Here is a 15,634-nt window from a genome sequence, read left to right as displayed (position 1 = left end):
CGATCGGGTCCTTTGCGTGCCCGGAGACCTCACAGGGCATACGCCCGCGAACGCCGAAGACCCCCAGCCGATACCGGCTGGGGGTCTTCGAAAACGTGGGGCTAACAGGATTTGAACCTGTGGCCTCATCCTTATCAGGGATGCGCTCTAACCAACTGAGCTATAGCCCCGCCCGCTTCGCGGAGTGTGTCCCGCGCGCTGACTCCTGAAGATTAGCGCACGACCGGGGCAGTCCCAAAATCGGTTGTCGGGGGATCGTCAACCGAGGCGGGAGGCACCCTCACTCGTCCTCCGCGAGGGTCAGCTCGACGCCGCCCACGAAGCCCGCGGAGAGGTTGTAGATGAAGGCACCCAGCGTCGCCAGAGCCGTGGCCAGGACGACGTCGATGACCGCGATGATCGTCGCGAACATCAGGACGTGCGGCAGCGAGAGGTAGGACTGGAGGTCGAAGCCGCTCGCCTCGGTCGCCCCGGTCGCCTCCGAGATCGTGCCGCCCACGGTGGAGAACACGCCCATCGCGTCCAGCACCATCCACAGCACCGCGGACGCCACGATCGTGCAGATGCCGAGCGCGATGGAGAGCAGGAAGCTGACCTTCATCACCGACCACGGGTCCGCCTTGGCCACCCGCAGCCGCGCCTTGCGGGTGCGCGGCGCCGTGCCGACCCCCGTGCGCGGACGGCGTACCGCGCCGGCCGGCGGCTGGGCCGCGTACGCCTGCGGCGGGTGGTAGGGCCCGGCCGGCTGCTCGGGATCGCGCTCACCGGGCAGCGGAGAGGCCGCCATGCCCTCGGTCGTACCGGCGCCGGCCCGCGCCCCACGGGTGTCCGTCACGGTTCCCCCCTGGGAACTCGAAGAATCAGGAGTAGAAGCAGAAGAAGCATCGGCGGAGGCCGCCTGCGCGGCGGAGCCACGGCCGCCGCCGTCCGTCTCCGTACCCGTGGAGGTACCGGCCGATCCGGCGCCCGTGGCTCCGCTCACGTGATTCACTCCTCGTGCTACTCGGCCGAGGGCGCCTCACCCTCGTCCGTGGCGATCGTGGTGATCTCGACGGTCTCGTCGACGACGATCTCGCCGTCGACCTCCTCCGCCTCACGCCCCGCTTCGGCGTTGCGAGCGATACCGACCACGGCATCGCGCTTGCCCAGGTTGATCAGTTGGACGCCCATGGTGTCACGGCCCGTCTCCCTGACCCCGCTGACGCGCGTACGAATCACACCGCCGCCGAGGGTGATGGCGAGGATCTCGTCACTCTCCTCGACGATCAGCGCGCCGACGAGCGAGCCGCGGTCCTCCACGATCTTGGCAGCCTTGATGCCCAGACCGCCACGCCCCTGGACGCGGTACTCGTCCACGGGCGTCCGCTTGGCGTAGCCGCCGTCCGTCGCGGTGAACACGAACGTACCCGGACGCACCACGTTCATCGACAGCAGTTCGTCGCCCTCGCGGAAGCTCATGCCCTTCACACCGGAGGTGGCACGGCCCATCGGACGCAGCGTGTCGTCCGACGCGGTGAACCTGATGGACTGCGCCTTCCGGCTGACGAGGAGCAGGTCGTCGTCGGCGGAGACCAGCTCCGCGCCGATCAGCTCGTCGTCCGTGCCGTCCTCGCTCGCCCGCAGGTTGATGGCGATGACACCGCCGGAGCGCGGCGAGTCGTAGTCCTTCAGCGGGGTCTTCTTGACCAGACCCGCCTTCGTGGCCAGCACCAGGTACGGCGCCGCCTCGTAGTCGCGGATCGCCAGGATCTCCGCGATCGCCTCGTCCGGCTGGAAGGCGAGCAGGTTGGCCACGTGCTGGCCGCGCGCGTCCCGGCCGGCGTCGGGCAGCTCGTACGCCTTGGCCCGGTAGACCCGGCCCTTGTTGGTGAAGAACAGCAGCCAGTGGTGCGTGGTGGAGACGAAGAAGTGGTCGACGATGTCGTCCTCCTTCAGCTTCGCGCCCCGCACCCCCTTCCCGCCGCGCTTCTGCGCCCGGTAGTCGTCCGTCTTGGTGCGCTTGATGTAGCCGCCGCGCGTGACGGTGACGACGATGTCCTCCTCGGCGATCAGGTCCTCGATGGACATGTCGCCGTCGTAGGGCACCAGCGTGCTGCGCCGGTCGTCGCCGAACCGCTCGACGATGGTGGCCAGCTCGTCGTGGACGATCTGCCGCTGCAGTTCCTCGGAGGCGAGGATGCGGTTGTACTCGTTGATCTTCGCCTGGAGCTCGTCGTGCTCCTGGACGATCTTCTGGCGCTCCAGGGCGGCCAGCCGGCGCAGCTGCATCTCGAGGATGGCGTTGGCCTGGATCTCGTCGATCGCGAGGAGGTCCATCAGGCCGCCGCGGGCGATCTCGACGGTGTCACTGCGCCGGATCAGCGCGATGACCTCGTCGATGGCGTCCAGGGCCTTCAGCAGACCGCGCAGGATGTGGGCGCGCTCCTCGGCCTTGCGCAGCCGGAACCGGGTCCGGCGGACGATGACCTCGATCTGGTGCGTCACCCAGTGCCGGATGAACGCGTCCAGCGACAGGGTGCGCGGCACCCCGTCGACCAGGGCCAGCATGTTGGCGCCGAAGTTCGTCTGCAGCTCGGTGTGCTTGTACAGGTTGTTCAGCACGACCTTGGCGACCGCGTCCCGCTTGAGGACGATCACCAGACGCTGACCGGTGCGGGACGACGTCTCGTCGCGGACGTCGGCGATGCCGCCGATCTTGCCGTCCTTCACCAGGTCGGCGATCTTCTGCGCCAGGTTGTCGGGGTTCACCTGGTACGGCAGCTCGGTGACGACCAGGCACTGCCGGTTCTGGATCTCCTCGACCTCGACGACCGCGCGCATCGTGATGGAGCCGCGCCCGGTGCGGTACGCCTCCTCGATGCCCTTGCGGCCCACGACCAGCGCGCCGGTCGGGAAGTCCGGGCCCTTGATGCGCTCGATGAGGGCGTCCAGCAGCTCCTCCTGCGAGGCCTCCGGGTGCTCCAGGTGCCACTGGGCGCCGGCCGCGACCTCGCGGAGGTTGTGCGGCGGGATGTTGGTCGCCATGCCGACCGCGATACCGGCGGAGCCGTTGATCAGCAGGTTGGGGAAGCGGGCGGGCAGGACGGTCGGCTCCTGGGAGCGGCCGTCGTAGTTGTCCTTGAAGTCGACGGTGTCCTCGTCGATGTCGCGGACCATCTCCATCGACAGCGGCGCCAGCTTGCACTCGGTGTACCGCATGGCGGCCGCGGGGTCGTTGCCCGGCGAGCCGAAGTTGCCGTTGGAGTCGACGAGCGGCATGCGCATCGACCACGGCTGGGCCAGGCGGACCAGGGCGTCGTAGATCGAGCTGTCGCCGTGGGGGTGGTAGTTACCCATGACGTCACCGACGACGCGCGCGCACTTGTAGAAGCCGCGGTCGGGCCGGTAGCCGCCGTCGTACATCGCGTACAGCACACGGCGGTGGACGGGCTTGAGGCCGTCCCGGACGTCGGGCAGCGCGCGCGACACGATGACGGACATCGCGTAGTCGAGGTAGGAGCGCTGCATCTCGGCGTCGAGGCCCACCGGCTCGATCCGGAGGGTGACGGTCTCGCCCGTCTCCTCCTCCGGGGTCACCGGCTCGGGCATGAACTCGGGGGTTTCGTCGGTCATTGCTGGTGAAGATCCTTCCCTGGTGCGGTCAGCCGGACCGACTCAGATGTCGAGGAAGCGGACGTCCTTGGCGTTGCGCTGGATGAAGAGGCGGCGGGCCTCGACGTCCTCGCCCATCAGGACCGAGAACAGGTCGTCGGCCTGAGCGGCGTCGTCGAGGGTGACCTGGCCGAGGACGCGGTGCTCCGGGTCCATCGTGGTCACGCGCAGCTCCTCCGCGTTCATCTCACCCAGGCCCTTGAAGCGCTGGATGGAGTCCTCGCGGATGCGCTTGCCGCGCTGGCGGCCCATCTCGATCAGCGCGTCGCGCTCGCGGTCGGAGTACGCGTACTCCACGTCGTCCCGGCCCCACTTGATCTTGTACAGCGGGGGACGCGACAGGTACACGAACCCGGACTCGACCAGCGGCCGCATGAAGCGGAACAGGAAGGTCAGCAGCAGGGTGTTGATGTGCTGGCCGTCGACGTCGGCGTCCGCCATCAGGATGATCTTGTGATAGCGGAGCTTCGAGATGTCGAAGTCCTCGTGCACACCCGTGCCGAAGGCGGAGATCAGCGCCTGGATCTCCTGGTTCTGCAGGATCTTGTCGATCCGCGCCTTCTCGACGTTGAGGATCTTGCCCCGGATCGGGAGGATCGCCTGGAACTGCGGGTTGCGGCCGGACTTGGCCGAACCGCCGGCGGAGTCGCCCTCGACGATGAAGATCTCGCACTTGGACGGATCGTTCGACTGGCAGTCGGACAGCTTGCCCGGCAGCGCGCCCGACTCCAGCAGACCCTTGCGCCGGGTGAGGTCACGGGCCTTGCGGGCCGCCACGCGCGCGGTGGCCGCCTGGATGCCCTTGCGGATGATGTCCGCCGCCTCGACCGGGTTGCGGTCCAGCCAGTCGTTGAGGTGCTCGTAGACCGCGCGCTGCACGAAGGTCTTGGCCTCGGTGTTGCCCAGCTTGGTCTTGGTCTGGCCCTCGAACTGCGGCTCGCTCAGCTTGACCGAGATGATCGCGGTCAGGCCCTCGCGGATGTCGTCACCGGTGAGGTTGTCGTCCCGCTCGCGCAGCAGCTTCTTGTCGCGCGCGTACTTGTTGATCAGGGAGGTCAGCGCGGCCCGGAAGCCCTCCTCGTGGGTGCCGCCCTCGTGGGTGTGGATGATGTTGGCGAAGGAGTAGACACCCTCGCTGTATCCGCCGTTCCACTGCATCGCGACCTCGAGGGACAGGCTCTTGTCCTTGTCCTCCGCCTCCAGCGAGACGACGGTCGGGTGCACGACGTCGCCCTTGCGGGAGTTCAGGTACGTCACGAAGTCGACGATGCCGCCGTCGTAGCGGTACGTGACCGACTTGACCTCGGCCTTCTCGTCCGCGCCCGCCTCGTCCGCACCGCTCGTGGCCTTCGCCGACTCGCGCTCGTCGGTGAGCCTGATCGTCAGGCCCTTGTTGAGGAACGCCATCTCCTGGAAACGCCGCGACAGCGTCTCGAAGGAGTACTCCGTGGTCTCGAAGATCTCCGGGTCGGCCCAGAAGGTGACCGACGTGCCGGTCTCCTCGGTCGCCTCGTTCTTCACCAGCGGCGCCGTGGGGACGCCCATCTTGTAGTCCTGCGTCCAGCGGTAGCCGTCCGTCTTCACCTCGACGGCGACCTTCATGGACAGCGCGTTCACCACGGACACGCCCACACCGTGCAGACCGCCGGAGACGGCGTAGCCGCCGCCGCCGAACTTGCCGCCCGCGTGCAGCACGGTCAGCACGACCTCGAGGGCCGGCTTGCCCTCGGAGGCCACGATGCCGACCGGGATGCCTCGGCCGTTGTCCACCACGCGCACCCCGCCGTCAGGCAGGATCGTCACGTCGATGGTGTCCGCGTGACCGGCCAGCGCCTCGTCGACGGAGTTGTCGACGACCTCGTACACCAGGTGGTGCAGACCGCGCTCACCGGTGGAACCGATGTACATGCCGGGGCGCTTGCGGACCGCGTCCAGCCCTTCGAGCACGGTGATGGCGCTGGCGTCGTACGAGGCGACGACTGCCTCGCCGACGACGCCGGCGTCGGTGGAAGGAATGTTCTCGTTGGGGTTGCCGGAATCGGCCACGAAGCGCCCTTTCTGGCACAGCACGAGCGCTCCTTGCGGGTGCGCGCCCTCCGGAAGGAGGGTTGCCGGAGCGGCTGCGGCATGTTGCGTTGGTAAGCCCTGAATCAGCGTTGCTCAGCTTTTCCCGGACGGTCCCCACGATTGGGGCGGGATCGCCTTCCAGTCTACCGGTAGCACCGACAATGATGGGGGCTTGCGGGCACCTGAGTACGCATGTGCCGCCCTGAACCGGCCCCGACCGGGTCCCGATATGGGGAAGGGGGCTGCGAGGGGCTCACAGCGGCGCTCAGGGCTTCGGGCCGTCAGCCCTTGTCCATCGGGGGGTCGGGCCATGATCGGCCGGTGATCCGCACACCCGTACGGCTGCGGAGTGCCCTTGCGCCTCACTGGTCAGACGTGAGGTACGTCACCCGTAGGTGTCGCCCGGACCGGCGCTTCCGGGGGCCCTGAGAGGCCCGTAACGGCGTACCGGGGCGCCCGGACCGTTCACCTTGATCATCCGGACCGTGCCGTGGCCGAGGTCCTCGTTCAGCCGGGCCACGAGCGTCGGCGCCAGCAGCCGGAGCTGCGTCGCCCACGCCGTCGAGTCACAGGAGACCGACAGCACCCGCTCGTCCTCGTCGTACCGCTGCGGCACGCAGTGCTTCGCCAGGTCCTCGCCGACGATCTGCGGCCAGCGGCCCATGACACCGCCGACCGCCGCCGGTGCCTCCCAGCCGCGCTCGTTCAGCAGCCGGTTGATCGCCGCGCCCAGCACCATCGGGTCCCGGCCGTCCGCCCGCGCGCCCGAACGCAGGCCGCCACCGCGCCGCGCCTGCTTCTTCTGCCGCGCCGCGTCCCCACGCGCGCGTGCCTGCTCCTTCGCCGCCCGCAGCGCCACGCGCGCGAGGTCGACACCGGACGGCTCCGGCGCCTTGCGGTCCTGCCCGTCCCCGTCGCTCATGCCGGCTCCACCGTGCCGTCGGACACCGCGTACCGGGCGCCCGCCAGGACGTGCGGCACGTCGTCGTCGACCGCGGCCGTCACCAGCACCTGCTCGCCGGGGGCCACCAGCTCGGCCAGCCGCTCCCGGCGGCGCGCGTCCAGCTCGGCGAAGACGTCGTCCAGGATCAGCACCGGCTCGTTCCCCTCGGCCCGCAGCAGGTCGTAGGAGGCCAGGCGCAGCGCGAGCGCGTAGGACCAGGACTCGCCGTGCGAGGCGTACCCCTTGGCGGGGAGGCGGCCCAGGCGCAGCACCAGGTCGTCGCGGTGCGGGCCGACCAGGGTCACGCCCCGCTCGATCTCCTGCTTGCGCGCCTCGGCGAGCGCGTCCAGCAGTTGTCCGGCCAGCTCCTCGCGGGTGTGCGCGGTGCCCGGCGCGGAGGACTTGTACTCCAGCGCGAGGGGCCCGCCGCCGGGGGCGAGCTGCTCGTACGCCTTGTCGGCGAGCGGCTGGAGCACCCCGATGAGGTCCAGGCGCTGGGCCAGCAGCTCGGCGCCCGCGCGCGCGAGGTGCTGGTCCCACACGTCGAGCGTGGAGAGGTCCATGGAACGGCCGCCGTGCCGGCGCGCGAGGGCGGCCGACTTCAGCAGGGTGTTGCGCTGCTTGAGCACCCGCTCGTAGTCGGAGCGGACGGCCGCCATGCGCGGGGCGCGCGCGGTGATCAGCTCGTCCAGGAAGCGGCGGCGCTCGCCGGGGTCGCCCTTGACCAGCGCGAGGTCCTCGGGCGCGAACAGCACGGTCCGCGCGATGCCGAGCACGTCACGCGGCCTGACCTGCGAGGACCGGTTGATCCGGGCCCGGTTGGCGCGGCCGGGGTTCAGCTCCAGCTCGACCAGCTGCTGCCGCTCGCCCTGGCGGACCTGTGCCCGGACGACGGCGCGCTCGGCGCCCATGCGGACCAGGGGGGCGTCGCTGGAGACCCGGTGGCTGCCGAGGGTGGCCAGATAGCCGACGGCCTCGACGAGATTGGTCTTGCCCTGCCCGTTGGGGCCCACGAAGGCGGTGACGCCCGGGCCGAGCGGAACCTCGGCCCGGGCGTACGAGCGGAAGTCGGCCAGCGAAAGATGCGTGACGTGCATGGTCGTTCGCCGACCTCCCTCAACAGCCTGTGGATCGCCGGAACGACCCTGTGGACTACTTCTTCTGCCTGGTTACGGCTTCTTCTCGACGGCGTGGCCGCCGAACTGGTTGCGCAGCGCGGCGATCATCTTCATCTGCGGCGAGTCGTCCTGCCGCGAGGCGAACCGCGCGAACAGCGACGCGGTGATCGCGGGCAGCGGCACCGCGTTGTCGATCGCGGCCTCCACCGTCCAGCGTCCCTCACCGGAGTCCTGCGCGTAGCCGCGCAGGCCGTCCAGGTGCTCGTCGTCGTCCAGGGCGTTGACCGCGAGGTCGAGCAGCCAGGAGCGGATGACCGTGCCCTCCTGCCAGGAGCGGAAGATCTCGCGGACGTTCTCCACGGAGTCGACCTTCTCCAGCAGCTCCCAGCCCTCGGCGTACGCCTGCATCATGGCGTACTCGATGCCGTTGTGGACCATCTTCGAGAAGTGGCCCGCGCCCACCTTGCCGGCGTGTACGGAGCCGAAGTCGCCCTCGGGCTTCAGCGCGTCCAGGACGGGCCGCACCTTGGCGACGTTCTCCTCGTCACCGCCGTACATGAGCGCGTAGCCGTTCGCCAGGCCGTGGACGCCGCCGGAGACGCCGCAGTCGACGAAGCCTATGCCCTTGGCCGCCAGCTCCTCGGCGTGCTTCTCGTCGTCCGTCCAGCGGGAGTTGCCGCCGTCCACGACCACGTCGCCGGGCTCCAGGAGCTCGCCGAGCCGGTCGACGGTCGCCTGGGTGGCCTCGCCCGCCGGGACCATCACCCAGACCACGCGCGGGGCGCTGAGCTTGCCCACAAGCTCTTCGAGGCTGTGGACGTCCGCGAGGTCCGCGTTGCGGTCGTATCCGATGACGGTGTGGCCTGCGCGGCGGATGCGCTCGCGCATGTTGCCGCCCATCTTGCCGAGGCCGACGAGACCGAGCTCCATCAGTTGTTCCTTAGGTCGCTTGTGTGGCGTGCCGGGCACATGGGTGCCCGGCACCGAGCCTAACGGCGACCCGTCCTGCACAACTGTGGGTATACGCGCTCATACGTACGCCCCCACCTGGGCTTTTGCCACCGGACCCGCCCTCGGCCCGGTGCCGGTGAGTCCGGCTCAGCCGCTCAGGCGCACCGGCATGATCAGGTACTTGTAGGCGTCGTCCGCCTCCGCGTCCAGCGCGGGCTTGCCGCTGAGCAGCGCCGGCTTGGTCGAGGTGGTGAACGAGAGCTGGGCCACGGGGGAGTCGATCGCGCTCAGGCCGTCCAGCAGGAAGGTCGGGTTGAAGGCGATGGAGATGTCGTCGCCGTCGAGCTGGGCGTCGACCCTTTCCACAGCCTGTGCGTCGTCGCTGGAGCCGGCCTCCAGGATCAGCACGCCCTGCTCGAAGCTCAGCCGCACCGGGGTGTTCCGCTCGGCGACCAGGGCGACGCGCTTGACGGCCTCCACGAAGGGGGCGGTCTCGATCACGGCGACCGAGTTGAACTCCGTCGGGAACAGCGTGCGGTACTTCGGCAGGTCGCCCTCGAGCAGCCGCGTGGTGGTGCGGCGGCCGGCGCCCTCGAACCCGATGAGGCCCTCGCCCGAGCCGGAGCCGGAGAGCGCCAGGGTGACGCTGTCACCGGCGCCGAGCGACTTGGCGGTGTCCAGCAGCGTCTTGGCCGGGACCAGGGCGACCGCGGAGGCGTCCGGGTTCTCCGGCTTCCACAGGAACTCGCGGACCGCGAAGCGGTAGCGGTCGGTGGAGGCCAGGGTGACGGTGTCGCCCTCGATCTCGATGCGCACACCGGTGAGGACGGGCAGCGTGTCGTCGCGCCCGGCGGCGATGGCCACCTGGGACGCGGCGGCCGCGAAGACCTCGCCGGGGACGGTACCCGTGGCGGTCGGCATCTGCGGCAGCGTCGGGTACTCCTCCACCGGCAGGGTGTGGAGGGTGAACCGCGAGGAGCCGCAGACCACGGTCGCCCGCACACCGTCGGTGGAGATCTCCACCGGGCGGTTGGGCAGCGCGCGGCAGATGTCGGCGAGCAGGCGGCCGGAGACCAGGACGGTGCCCTCCTCCTCGACCTCGGCCTCGACGCCCACCCGGGCGGAGACCTCGTAGTCGAAGCCCGACAGGCTGAGCTGGCCCTCCTCGGCCTTCAGCAGCAGCCCGGCGAGGACAGGCGCCGGCGGACGGGCCGGGAGGCTGCGTGCCGCCCACGCCACTGCCTCCGCGAGTACGTCGCGTTCCACCCGGATCTTCACCGTAAGCCGCCTCCTGCTGTTGCCTTCTGAGTCCTCCGACTCGGTGTCGCCTCCCGTTGCGAGGGGAAGGACACCGGTGACCAGTCTGACGCACCGCGCTGACAGCAGGTGCCGGTCGGGGTCAAGTCGGTCCGAGCGGCAGCCGAGGGCGAAACAGCGAGTTGTGCACAGGCCCCGCTTCGAAACGGATTCCTAGCTCTCTCTAGTCGGGAGTAGTAGTAGGGCCTGTGGATACCGTGGATAACCCCGTTTTCGCAGGTCAGGCCCCAAATTTTATCCACTGCCCCTGTGGGCGGAGCCCGTGGACAACTTGGCCTATCTGTGGAGAACAGAAAGTTCTGCACACACCGTCCCCAGGACAGGCCTAGTTCTCCCCAGCTGCGTCCCCAGGTTTGGCGTCGTTTCCCACAGGGGCTGTCGGCAGTTTCGTGTGACGGCTTTCACTCGACGCAGTGACCGGCCCCGTGATGTTGCCGAACAGTGGACAGTGATGTGGAGAAGCTGGCTTCTGCTGGGGACAACCGCCCCCAACCTGTGGGGCGACTCGTGGACAACGTTACGCACAGGGTGTGGACGGAGTCTTTGTCCACACCCTGTGGAGATCGTTCGTCCACGAATCCACAGCCCTCTGAGCTGCGCAGATGTCCAACCCCCAGGCTCCCTGTGGACGCAGCTTGGGACAACTTCGCAGTCCCCAGCCTGTGGGCGGAAGAAAGTCGGGAAATCTGTGGAGGACGGCCGTAACCCGACGGGGAATCGAACACAAGGTTGCTGGTGGGACACGGGGGTTGAGGGGTGGGAAGCGCTCTGACGGCCCGGATCGGGGGTCGGACAGGGCCCCCGGTGCTCGTCATGAAGCCCCGCGAGCGTCGCTCGACGCCTTGCACCTCCGGCTCCTCCCCGGCAGCCCCTCACGCCCCGCGCCGGCGGCTGTCGGCCCCCGCCGGGGCCGCGTCGCGACCCTCCGCCTCGTAGAGGCTCTCCCCCCAGGAACGCCGAAGGGCGCCCCGGAAGAACTCCCGGAGCGCCCTCGAGGGCCCGTACGCGGCCGGTGTCAGCCGTTCTTGATGCGGTTCGTCAGCTCCGTGACCTGGTTGTAGATCGAGCGCCGCTCGGCCATCAGCGCCCGGATCTTGCGGTCCGCGTGCATGACGGTGGTGTGGTCGCGGCCGCCGAACTGCGCGCCGATCTTCGGCAGCGACAGGTCCGTCAGCTCGCGGCACAGGTACATGGCGATCTGCCGGGCGGTGACCAGCGCGCGGCCACGCGAGGTGCCGCAGAGGTCGTCCACCGTGAGCCCGAAGTAGTCCGCGGTGGCCGCCATGATGGCCGTGGCCGTGATTTCGGGCGCGGAGTCCTCGCCGCCCGGGATCAGGTCCTTCAGGACGATCTCGGTGAGGCCCAGGTCCACCGGCTGCCGGTTGAGCGAGGCGAAGGCCGTCACCCGGATCAGCGCGCCCTCCAGCTCACGGATGTTCCGCGAGATCCGGGAGGCGATGAACTCCAGCACCTCCGGCGGGGCGTTGAGCTGCTCCTGCACCGCCTTCTTGCGCAGGATCGCGATCCTGGTCTCCAGCTCGGGCGGCTGGACGTCAGTGATCAGGCCCCACTCGAAGCGGTTGCGCAGCCGGTCCTCCAGGGTGACGAGCTGCTTGGGCGGCCGGTCGGAGGACAGCACGATCTGCTTGTTGGCGTTGTGCAGCGTGTTGAAGGTGTGGAAGAACTCCTCCTGCGTCGACTCCTTGTCCGCGAGGAACTGGATGTCGTCGACGAGCAGGATGTCCATCTCCCGGTACCGCTTGCGGAAGCTGTCGCCCTTGCCGTCGCGGATCGAGTTGATGAACTCGTTGGTGAACTCCTCCGAGCTCACGTACCGCACCCGCGTACCCGGGTACAGGCTGCGCGCGTAGTGCCCGATCGCGTGCAGCAGGTGCGTCTTGCCGAGCCCCGACTCCCCATAGATGAAGAGGGGGTTGTACGCCTTCGCCGGCGCCTCGGCGACGGCCACCGCGGCCGCGTGCGCGAAGCGGTTGGAGGCGCCGATGACGAAGGTGTCGAAGAGGTACTTCGGGTTCAGCCGCGCGGTCGGCTCACCGGGGCCCGGGGCGCTCGGCGACGGGGAGGACGACGAGCCGGAGCCGCCGCGGCCGGTGGACGGCAGCTCGGGACGCCCGGTCCCGCCGCCGCGCCGCCCGGCACCGCTGTCGGAGGGCGGCTCGGGCCGCTCCCGCCGGACCGGGTCGCGCTGGTCGTACTCGGCGCGGGGCGCGCCGTACTCCGGGCGCGGGGCGTCGTAGCCGGGGCGCTGCTGCTCGTATCCCTGGCGCTCGCGGCCGGGCGCGCGGTAGTCCGGCGCGCCGCCGTAGGAGTCCTGGGACGGGGAGGCGTAGGGGTCGCGCTCGGGGTAGCCGAGGCGGGGCTGCTGCCAGCCGTAGTCGTCCTGCCCGGAGCGCGGCCAGGCGCCCGGCTCGGGGCGCTGGTACTCGGCCGGATAGGTGGGGCGGGCCGTCGGCATCCGCTCCTCGCGCCCGGTCGGCGGGCGCTCGCCCCGGCCGGCCTGGCCGTCGCCCGGGCGCTGCTGGTCGTCGGCGCGGTGGCGGCCGTAGCCCTCGTAGGGGCCGGAGGGCAGTTCCGGCTCCTCGTAGCGCGGCGAGGAGCCCTGGTCGCGCTGGTCGCGTTCGCGTTCGCGGTCGCGGTCGCGGGAGTCGGCCTGCTCGTGGCCGCCTGACGGCTGGGGCGCCGGGGGGCCGCCGACGGAGTCGTCCACCGTGATGGCGATCCGGATGGGACGGCCGCACTCGCGGCTCAGGGTCTCGCTGACGACCGGGGCCAGGCGGCCTTCGAGTACGTTCTTGGCGAATTCGTTCGGCACGGCCAGCAGCGCGGTGTCCGCGACCAGGGCCAGCGGCTGGCAGCGCCTGATCCAGTGCTCGTCCTTGGTCTCGACGCCCTGGCCCCGGCCCTCGCCCAGGAGTTCCTCCAGTACGCGTGGCCACACTGCGGCAAGATCGGCAGGTACGTCAGCCACGGGGCACGCTCTCTCGCAAGTCCCACGAACGTGTGGTTGTGGGATGGGTCGGGATGAAAATCGGGTGGACGGGCCGGACTGGGCCGGGCAATCCCGGTCGTGCGGGGACAAGGGAACGAATCGGAGTCCAGCCACGGTAGTCAGCGCAGCCGGTAGGGTTCAAGTTGTTGTCCCCAGCCTGTGGACAGTCTCCCCCGACGGGCGCCGGTTTGACCGGATGGCGTAGCCGCGCGTACCGTAACCAGGTCGAGTTGTCGATGGCTGCTGCCGCCTGCCTCCGATGGGCACAGATCGCTTCAGGTGATCGGGAAGCGGTGCACTCGGGCGTGACGCGAGCTACTCGTGGGCGCACGGTGACAGCCAGGACGGCACCCCGCCACTACCGATTTCTTCTGGAGCCCCCGAGTGAGCAAGCGCACCTTCCAGCCGAACAACCGTCGTCGCGCGAAGACCCACGGCTTCCGGCTGCGTATGCGTACCCGTGCCGGCCGCGCCATCCTGGCGACCCGCCGTAGCAAGGGTCGCGCCCGTCTGTCCGCCTGATCCCGATCAGGTCATGACATCGTGCTGCCCCGCGAATACCGGCTGAGGCGGCGCGAGGACTTCGCATCCGCGGTACGACGAGGACGCCGCGCCGGTCGTCCGACTCTCGTCGTCCACCTTCGTAGCGGTGCCACGGACCCGCACGCGCCTGGGGAGAGCGCTCCCCCGACGCGTGCGGGTTTCGTCGTGAGCAAGGCCGTGGGCAACGCGGTCGTCCGCAATACCGTCAAGCGCAGACTGCGTCACCTGATGCGTGACCGAGTCGCCCTGTTTCCCCCCGGTAGCCTGGTAGTCGTACGCGCGCTGCCCGGATCGGGCGACGCGGACCACGCACGGCTGGCCCAAGACCTGGACGCCGCTATCCAGCGGCTACTGGGAGGGGGCACGCGATGAAGTACCCGCTACTGGCTCTGATCAAGTTGTACCAGTGGACGATCAGTCCGCTGCTGGGGCCGGTCTGCAAGTACTACCCGTCGTGCTCCCACTACGGCTACACGGCCATCGACCGGCACGGTGCCATCAAGGGAACAGCTCTCACGGCCTGGCGCATTCTCCGCTGCAATCCGTGGTCGCTGGGCGGTGTGGACCATGTCCCGCCGCGCAAGCGCCCGCGGTGGCACGAAATGCTGCGCAACGCCTGGGGCGCACGCAAGGGCGGGAACTCCGCCGACCCGGCCACCGAGGCGAAGCTTTCTTCCGAGCCACCTTCGGGCCCGGCCGCAGAGACCTCGTCCCATGCCCAAGGAGCATGATTAGTGGACACGATTGCCAGCTTCTTCAGCTTCATCACGACACCCGTCTCCTGGGTCATCGTCCAGTTCCACACGGTGTACGGGGCCATCTTCGGCCCGGACACGGGTTGGGCCTGGGGCCTGTCCATCGTGTCCCTGGTGGTCCTGATCCGCATCTGCCTGATCCCGCTCTTCGTGAAGCAGATCAAGGCGACGCGCGCGATGCAGACGCTCCAGCCGGAGATGAAGAAGATCCAGGAGCGCTACAAGAACGACAAGCAGCGCCAGTCCGAAGAGATGATGAAGCTGTACAAGGAGTCGGGTACCAACCCGCTCTCCTCGTGCCTTCCCATCCTGGCGCAGTCGCCGTTCTTCTTCGCCCTGTACCACGTGCTCAACGGCATCGCGTCGGGCAAGACCATCGGCGTCATCAACGACTCGCTGCTCGAGAGCGCCCGTAAGGCCCACATCTTCGGTGCCCCGCTCGCGGCGAAGTTCAAGGACAGCGCCGACACGCTGGCTGCCCTGCACGCCACGGTCACCGATGTGCGGGTCGTCACCGCCATCATGATCATCCTGATGTCGGCGTCGCAGTTCTACACGCAGCGCCAGCTCATGACGAAGAACGTCGACACTTCGGTGAAGACCCCGTTCATGCAGCAGCAGAAGATGCTGATGTACGTCTTCCCGATCATGTTCGCCGTCTTCGGCATCAATTTCCCGGTCGGTGTCCTCATCTACTGGCTGACCACCAACGTGTGGACCATGGGCCAGCAGATGTACGTCATCCGCAACAACCCGACTCCGGGCTCCAAGGCGCAGGCCGCCTACCTGGAGCGCCTGACCGGTCACGTCACGCACCACGGCAAGGTCCGCAGCCGCGGCGCCCGGGTGATCGTCAAGGCGATCGTCGCCAAGGGCCGCGAGCGCAACGAGGCCGAGCGGAAGTTCATCAACTCCCTCACCAAGGCCGGCCTCACGGCCCAGGCCGACGGCAACGTGGTCAAGAGCGACAGCCAGACCGTCGCCCAGACCGAGGACGGCGCGCCCACCGCGGCCGCCGGCGCCCCGCGCCGTCAGCAGCCCAAGCGGCAGAGCAAGTCCCAGCGCCAGTCGGGGACCAAGCAGCCGCACGAGGCCGAGCCGGACGATGAGCCCTCCGCTCCCTCGCCCTCGCTGACCAAGTCCGAGGAGCCGCAGGACGCCAAGCCCGCGCCTCCCAAGCAGACTCAGAAGCCCGGTTCCGGCACCCGCAGCAAGGCCCAGTCCGGGCAGCGCAAGGGTGGCCAGCGGCCCAAGTCCCCGTCCAAGAAGTAAGAAGGAG

The 15,634-nt window shown here is 69.3% G+C and carries 12 protein-coding genes and 1 tRNA gene; 4 read left to right on the top strand and 9 right to left on the bottom strand.

Annotated elements, in window-relative coordinates; all coding sequences use genetic code 11:
* Nucleotides 1-96: 96 nt before the first annotated feature.
* The 9 genes from EV284_RS24865 to dnaA all read right to left on the bottom strand — a co-directional run bounded on the left by EV284_RS24865 (nucleotide 97) and on the right by dnaA (nucleotide 13,036).
* Nucleotides 97-170, bottom strand: a tRNA-Ile gene (locus tag EV284_RS24865).
* A 110-nt stretch (nucleotides 171-280) separates the two neighbouring features.
* Nucleotides 281-982 carry a DUF3566 domain-containing protein gene (locus EV284_RS24860; protein ID WP_130337870.1) on the bottom strand — a complete coding sequence of 234 codons (702 nt, stop codon included), beginning with the start codon at nucleotides 980-982 and terminating at the stop codon, nucleotides 281-283.
* A gap of 17 nt (nucleotides 983-999) precedes the next feature.
* The gene (gyrA, locus tag EV284_RS24855) at nucleotides 1,000-3,588 is read right to left on the bottom strand and encodes a DNA gyrase subunit A (protein WP_130338431.1); all 2,589 of its coding nucleotides are present in this window, start codon (nucleotides 3,586-3,588) and stop codon (nucleotides 1,000-1,002) included.
* Between the two features lie 66 nt (nucleotides 3,589-3,654).
* Complete coding sequence (gene gyrB / locus EV284_RS24850; protein ID WP_130337868.1) at nucleotides 3,655-5,721, bottom strand: DNA topoisomerase (ATP-hydrolyzing) subunit B; 2,067 nt, start codon at nucleotides 5,719-5,721, stop codon at nucleotides 3,655-3,657.
* A 382-nt stretch (nucleotides 5,722-6,103) separates the two neighbouring features.
* The gene (locus EV284_RS24845) at nucleotides 6,104-6,640 is read right to left on the bottom strand and encodes a DciA family protein (RefSeq protein ID WP_130337866.1); all 537 of its coding nucleotides are present in this window, start codon (nucleotides 6,638-6,640) and stop codon (nucleotides 6,104-6,106) included.
* Entirely contained in the window at nucleotides 6,637-7,758 is a 1,122-nt protein-coding gene (recF, locus tag EV284_RS24840; RefSeq protein WP_130337864.1) for a DNA replication/repair protein RecF, read from the bottom strand. The genes EV284_RS24845 and recF overlap by 4 nt, the downstream gene beginning before the upstream one ends.
* 72 nt (nucleotides 7,759-7,830) lie before the next feature.
* Nucleotides 7,831-8,709, bottom strand: a complete 879-nt coding sequence (gene gnd / locus EV284_RS24835) for a phosphogluconate dehydrogenase (NAD(+)-dependent, decarboxylating) (RefSeq protein ID WP_086690353.1) — start codon at nucleotides 8,707-8,709, stop codon at nucleotides 7,831-7,833.
* Nucleotides 8,710-8,877: 168 nt separating this feature from the next.
* Nucleotides 8,878-10,008 (bottom strand): DNA polymerase III subunit beta, encoded by a 1,131-nt coding sequence (dnaN, locus tag EV284_RS24830; protein ID WP_130337862.1) that lies wholly within the window; start codon nucleotides 10,006-10,008, stop codon nucleotides 8,878-8,880.
* A 1,054-nt stretch (nucleotides 10,009-11,062) separates the two neighbouring features.
* Entirely contained in the window at nucleotides 11,063-13,036 is a 1,974-nt protein-coding gene (dnaA, locus tag EV284_RS24820) for a chromosomal replication initiator protein DnaA (protein WP_130337860.1), read from the bottom strand.
* Nucleotides 13,037-13,441: 405 nt separating this feature from the next.
* Between dnaA and rpmH the strand changes: the two genes are divergently transcribed.
* From rpmH to yidC, 4 genes are read left to right on the top strand one after another with little or no spacing between them, the layout of a single operon-like run.
* Nucleotides 13,442-13,579: a 50S ribosomal protein L34 gene (gene rpmH, locus EV284_RS24810; RefSeq protein ID WP_003975051.1), complete on the top strand. Its 138-nt coding sequence runs from the start codon at nucleotides 13,442-13,444 to the stop codon at nucleotides 13,577-13,579.
* Between the two features lie 21 nt (nucleotides 13,580-13,600).
* Complete coding sequence (gene rnpA / locus EV284_RS24805) at nucleotides 13,601-13,972, top strand: ribonuclease P protein component (protein WP_078872991.1); 372 nt, start codon at nucleotides 13,601-13,603, stop codon at nucleotides 13,970-13,972.
* Nucleotides 13,969-14,331, top strand: a complete 363-nt coding sequence (gene yidD / locus EV284_RS24800; protein WP_030806014.1) for a membrane protein insertion efficiency factor YidD — start codon at nucleotides 13,969-13,971, stop codon at nucleotides 14,329-14,331. Before rnpA ends, yidD begins: the two co-directional genes overlap by 4 nt.
* Before the next feature lie 3 nt (nucleotides 14,332-14,334).
* Nucleotides 14,335-15,627 (top strand): membrane protein insertase YidC, encoded by a 1,293-nt coding sequence (yidC, locus tag EV284_RS24795; RefSeq protein WP_130337858.1) that lies wholly within the window; start codon nucleotides 14,335-14,337, stop codon nucleotides 15,625-15,627.
* The last annotated feature ends 7 nt before the right edge of the window (nucleotides 15,628-15,634 follow it).

Source organism: Streptomyces sp. BK022 (genome assembly GCF_004217355.1).
Lineage (GTDB): Bacteria > Actinomycetota > Actinomycetes > Streptomycetales > Streptomycetaceae > Streptomyces > Streptomyces griseoluteus.
The sequence above is the reverse complement of the archived record's forward strand: the minus strand, read 5'-3'. Positions and strand labels throughout refer to the sequence as shown.

Bases quoted from the DNA above. Each gene is read 5' to 3' on its own strand.
- gyrA (WP_130338431.1), bottom strand. From the start codon at position 3,588: ATGCCCGAGCCGGTGACCCCGGAGGAGGAGACGGGCGAGACCGTCACC.
- EV284_RS24845 (WP_130337866.1), bottom strand. From the start codon at position 6,640: ATGAGCGACGGGGACGGGCAGGACCGCAAGGCGCCGGAGCCGTCCGGT.
- recF (WP_130337864.1), bottom strand. From the start codon at position 7,758: ATGCACGTCACGCATCTTTCGCTGGCCGACTTCCGCTCGTACGCCCGG.
- gnd (WP_086690353.1), bottom strand. From the start codon at position 8,709: ATGGAGCTCGGTCTCGTCGGCCTCGGCAAGATGGGCGGCAACATGCGC.
- yidD (WP_030806014.1), top strand. From the start codon at position 13,969: ATGAAGTACCCGCTACTGGCTCTGATCAAGTTGTACCAGTGGACGATC.